This is a genomic window from Lachnoclostridium sp. MSJ-17, from assembly GCF_018918205.1.
Classification (GTDB): Bacteria; Bacillota; Clostridia; order Oscillospirales; family Acutalibacteraceae; genus Ruminococcoides.
On the sequence record NZ_JAHLQB010000034.1, the window covers coordinates 1 to 4,806 of the forward strand.

At 53.5% G+C, this 4,806-nt stretch carries 6 protein-coding genes; all 6 read left to right on the forward strand.

The window, feature by feature from the left end:
• Nucleotides 1–100: 100 nt before the first annotated feature.
• The gene (gene remB / locus KQI64_RS02890) at nt 101–355 is read left to right on the forward strand and encodes an extracellular matrix regulator RemB (RefSeq protein WP_216523263.1); all 255 of its coding nucleotides are present in this window, start codon (nt 101–103) and stop codon (nt 353–355) included.
• Nucleotides 356–369: 14 nt separating this feature from the next.
• Complete coding sequence (locus KQI64_RS02895) at nt 370–1,095, forward strand: hypothetical protein (RefSeq protein WP_216523264.1); 726 nt, start codon at nt 370–372, stop codon at nt 1,093–1,095.
• Nucleotides 1,095–1,409: a hypothetical protein gene (locus KQI64_RS02900; RefSeq protein ID WP_216523265.1), complete on the forward strand. Its 315-nt coding sequence runs from the start codon at nt 1,095–1,097 to the stop codon at nt 1,407–1,409. Before KQI64_RS02895 ends, KQI64_RS02900 begins: the two co-directional genes overlap by 1 nt.
• Nucleotides 1,410–1,411: 2 nt before the next feature.
• The gene (gene gyrB / locus KQI64_RS02905; RefSeq protein ID WP_216523266.1) at nt 1,412–3,382 is read left to right on the forward strand and encodes a DNA topoisomerase (ATP-hydrolyzing) subunit B; all 1,971 of its coding nucleotides are present in this window, start codon (nt 1,412–1,414) and stop codon (nt 3,380–3,382) included.
• A 21-nt stretch (nt 3,383–3,403) separates the two neighbouring features.
• On the forward strand, nt 3,404–3,835 hold the full coding sequence (locus KQI64_RS02910; RefSeq protein ID WP_216523267.1) for an acyl-CoA thioesterase: 432 nt from the start codon (nt 3,404–3,406) through the stop codon (nt 3,833–3,835).
• A 14-nt stretch (nt 3,836–3,849) separates the two neighbouring features.
• Nucleotides 3,850–4,806 (forward strand): DNA gyrase subunit A (locus tag KQI64_RS02915; protein WP_301282404.1); only part of this gene is annotated, 957 nt, incomplete at its 3' end.

The window sequence follows — 4,806 nt, forward strand, 5'->3', positions numbered from 1 at the left end:
TTCGTAGTGAAGCGACCAACAACTACCAACTACCTACTACCAACTACCCAACTACCTACTACCCAACTACCAACTACCAACTACCCAACTACCAACTAAAATGTACTTACATCTTGGAAACGACGTTGTAATCAAAACAGAAAATATAATCGCCGTATGCGACCTCGACGCCTGCACGGTTTCAAAAAAGACGAGGGATTTTCTCTCGCTCGCCCAAAAGCGCGGAGAGGTAATAAACGTGTCCTACGAGCTGCCAAAGTCGTTCGTGGTATGCGTTGAGCGCGGCGTCAGGAAGGTATATATCTCTCAGCTCTCGGTAAAGACCCTGAGCAGGAGAGAGCTGAAATTTCATTAAAACGGAGTAATCATATGAAGAAAAAGAAATGTCCATACTGCGGCAGAAGAGTGCCTTATTCCGTCGCTTTCAGCAGAAGAAGAAAAGCAGAATACGTCTGCAAAAACTGCGGCAGAGAGAGCCGCGTCGTGATAAAACGTTCGGTAATTCTTGCGTTTTTGATCTGTGCCATCATCTCGATCGCGATTTTCGTACTCTGGGTCTATCTCAAGCTCACCTACAATCCGCTGGGCATTGTGGCTATCGCGATTCCGCTTATTATTTTCACAATCATTTCTCCTAAGTTCGTCCGCTTTGAGGCGCTCAAAAAATACAAAAAGACGATGGAGGCAAAGAAGGCAGGCATAGCCTACTCCGACAACCTCTCCGTTTCCGAGATCGACAACGAGTTCAGCGGTCTTGACAGCGGCAGCAGGTTCAGCATCAACTCCGACATTTTCAACCAGATAAAAGCCGAGCGCACCACCGCAAAGGAGCAGGCTGAAAACAACGAGATCTCATCGACCTCAAACGAAATCGATAATTCCTACGTTCATGTTATAGACGACGTAAGCGAGCAGCATTCGGTAGACGAGGCTCCGCTCAAGAAGCTCCATTCCGAGGGCAGCCGCGTTAACCGCCACTACATCAGTCCTCCGGTTCAGGAAGAGCAGCCGATCCCCGTTTACGAGGAGGTCGAGGACGACGTGAAGGAATACAAGCCCGACGGCAACAAGTATTCCGCAAACAGAAGGTTTTAATGATGTTCAGACTTCCAACCTGTCCGCACTGCAAAACGGTATACGGCTACGGCGAGGTAAGAAGCGCGGTTTTCAAGAGGGAAAAGACCTGCTATCACTGCAAAAAGAATTTTTCCGTATCGAGAGCCGGCGTATGGATATTGCTGCTCATACTCGTCGCGGTCTGCACTGCGGCTGACATAATCGCGTTTAACGTATTTCCGCACACCACGGTGATAACGGTGTATATAATCAACAGCGTATTCGCTGTCGCGGCGTTTTTTATGCTGCCGTTTTTTATCAGATTCAGAACGAACAAAACGAACAAGAGGTAACTATGGATAACGCAGAACACATCGAAAGAAACGAAGAAAATATCGAAATAACAAAGGTCGAGCAGGAATACGGCGCCGACGAGATACAGGTGCTCGAGGGTCTTGAGGCGGTCAGAAAACGCCCCGGTATGTACATCGGTTCAACGGGACCGCGCGGACTTCACCACCTTGTTTACGAGATCGTCGACAACTCGATCGACGAGGCTCTGGCGGGCTACTGCTCAAAGATAGACGTCGTTATCGAGCCGGGCGACATTATCCGCGTCACCGACAACGGACGCGGTATCCCCGTAGGAGTAAACAGCAAGACGGGTCTGCCTGCCGTTACAGTCGTTTTCACCGTGCTCCACGCGGGCGGCAAGTTCGGCGGCGGCGGTTACAAGGTATCGGGCGGTCTGCACGGCGTAGGCGCATCGGTTGTTAACGCGCTTTCCGAGTGGCTCGAGGTCAAGGTTTGCGACGGCGAGGACGTGTATTTCCAGCGTTACGAGCGCGGCAAGATCATGAACGACCTCGAAAAAATCGGCAAGTCCGATATCAAGGGTACAGAGGTTCGTTTCAAGGCTGACCCCGAGATCTTCAAGGAAACAACGGTTTATGAGTACGAGGTGCTCGAGCGCCGTCTGCGCGAGCAGGCGTTCCTCAATGCCGGCGTACACATCGAGCTCAGAGATGAGCGCGACGCCGACAATATCATCAAGAAAAACTTCGTCTATGAGGGCGGTATCAAGAGTTTTGTGACCTTCATTCACAAGAAGCGTTCGCTCGAGGTCATCCACCCCGACGTAATATATTTCTCCTCAAAGAACGAGGAGGATACAGTGGCGGTCGAGATCGCCATGCAGTACAACGAAAGCTACAACGAGAATCTGCTGACCTTCGCAAATAACATTCACACCACCGACGGCGGTACTCACGAGGAGGGCTTCAAGAGAGCCCTGACCTACGTGATGAATGACTACGCGCGCAAGTTCGGCAAACTCAAGGATAACGACAAGAACCTCAGCGGCGAGGACGTGCGCGAGGGTCTGACCGCGATCATCTCGGTAAAGCTCAAGGAAGCGCAGTTTGAGGGTCAGACAAAGGCTAAGCTCGGCAACACCGAGGTGCGCACTATGGTGGACAAGCTCGTCCGCGACAAGCTGATGGTTTATCTCGAGGAGAATCCCGCCGTTTCGAAGGCGATTTTTGAGAAGGCTCTCGCCTCGGCAAGAGCGCGTGAGGCGGCGAGAAAGGCGAGAGAGAGCGTCCGCAGAAAGTCAGCTCTCGAGTCCGCACAGCTTCCCGGCAAGCTCGCAGACTGCCAGTCGCGCGACAGCAGCGAAACCGAGATATTCATCGTCGAGGGTGACTCCGCGGGCGGCTCCGCAAAGGGCGGCCGCGACAGAAGAATTCAGGCTATCCTTCCTCTCTGGGGCAAGATGCTCAACGTCGAGAAGGCGCGTATCGACAGGGTTTACGGCAACGACAAGCTCATGCCCGTAATCACCGCGCTCGGCACGGGTATCGGCGACGAATTCGACCTCAGCAAGCTCAGATACGACAAGGTAATCATCATGGCAGATGCCGACGTCGACGGCTCGCATATCCGCACGCTGCTTCTGACATTCTTCTTCCGCTATATGAAGCCCCTGATCGAGGCGGGTCACGTTTATATCGCGCAGCCGCCGCTCTACAGGATCACAAAGGGCAAGGAACATAAATACGCATATTCCGACCTCGAGCGCGACCAGATCCTCGCGACTATCGAGGGAAAAACAGAGATTCAGCGCTACAAGGGTCTCGGTGAGATGGACAGCGAGCAGCTCTGGGAAACCACGATGAATCCCGACTCGCGCCTGATGCTCAGGGTCGAGCTGACGGACGCCGAGGCTGCCGACGAAACCTTCACCATTCTCATGGGCGACAAGGTTGAGCCGCGCCGCGAGTTCATCGAGCAGAACGCCAAGTACGTGCAGAATCTGGACGTTTAATATAAGACAGGGAGGGAAACCATGCATTCCAGAACATATGTTACCGTCAGATACGCCGAGACGGACAGAATGGGTATCGCGCACCACGCGAATTTTCCGATCTGGTTTGAGATCGGCAGAACGGATTTTATACGTCTTTTTGACACGACCTACACCGAGATGGAGGAGTCGGGCATAATGACTCCCGTGTGCAATCTTTCGGCGCACTACATTCTGCCGGCGCAGTATGAGGACAGGCTGGTTATCCGCACCTGGTGCACCCACCTTTCGGCGGCGAGGATCGAGTTCTCATACACCGTCAAGCGGATCAACGCCGACGATACCCAGACCGAGCTCGCCTACGGCAGCACTGAGCACGGCTTTGTGGACGCGAAAACCTTCCGTCCGTGCAACGCGAAAAAGCGCATGCCCGAGCTGTATGAAAAAATGAATCAGAATATCAAGGTTTTATGATTTGAGGTTAAATCATGAGTAACGAACAGCAGATGAATGAAAACAGAATTATAGACGTTGACCTGCAAAACGAGATGAGGCAGAGCTTTCTGGACTACTCCATGAGCGTCATTGTCGCGCGCGCGCTTCCCGATGTGCGCGACGGTCTCAAGCCGGTTCACCGCCGTATTCTTTACACCATGTTTGAGCGCGGTCTCGACCCCTCAAAGCCCTACCATAAGTGCGCTGACACCGTCGGTTCGGTGCTCGGTGCGTACCACCCTCACGGCGACGCATCTGTTTACGACGCTATGGTAAGGCTCGCGCAGGACTTCTCGATGCGCTACATGCTCGTTGACGGCCACGGAAACTTCGGCTCCGTGGACGGCGACCCGCCTGCTGCTTACCGTTACACAGAAGCCCGAATGAGCAAGATCTCGATGGATATGCTCACCGATATAGACAAGGACACCGTCGACTTCGTGCCCAACTACGACGACCGACTAAAGGAGCCTGTCGTGCTGCCCAGCCGTTTCCCGAACCTTCTCGTTAATGGCTCGAGCGGTATCGCCGTAGGTATGGCTACCGAAATTCCGCCGCACAACCTCGGTGAGACTATCGACGCCGCCTGCGCCTACATAGAAAATCCCGACATCGAGCTCGCCGAGCTGATGGAATGTCTGCCGGGACCCGACTTCCCGACGGGCGGCATCATCATGGGCAGGAGCGGTATCCGCGCCGCATACGCGACCGGCAAGGGAAAAATCACCGTCCGCGCCCGCACTGAAATCGTTGAGGCGAAGAACGGCAGATTCAAGATTATCGTAACAGAGCTGCCCTACAAGGTAAACAAGGCGCGCCTGATCGAGAACATCGCAAATCTCGTCAAGGACAAGCGCATTGAGGGCATTTCGAATATTGAGGACCACTCCGACCGCATCGGTATGCACATCGAGATCGACGTAAAGCGCGACGCTTCGCCGCAGATCGTT

Excerpts from the sequence above, each read along its gene's own strand:
- remB (WP_216523263.1), top strand. The coding sequence starts at position 101 with ATGTACTTACATCTTGGAAACGACGTTGTAATCAAAACAGAAAATATA.
- KQI64_RS02895 (WP_216523264.1), top strand. The coding sequence starts at position 370 with ATGAAGAAAAAGAAATGTCCATACTGCGGCAGAAGAGTGCCTTATTCC.
- KQI64_RS02900 (WP_216523265.1), top strand. The coding sequence starts at position 1,095 with ATGATGTTCAGACTTCCAACCTGTCCGCACTGCAAAACGGTATACGGC.
- gyrB (WP_216523266.1), top strand. The coding sequence starts at position 1,412 with ATGGATAACGCAGAACACATCGAAAGAAACGAAGAAAATATCGAAATA.
- KQI64_RS02910 (WP_216523267.1), top strand. The coding sequence starts at position 3,404 with ATGCATTCCAGAACATATGTTACCGTCAGATACGCCGAGACGGACAGA.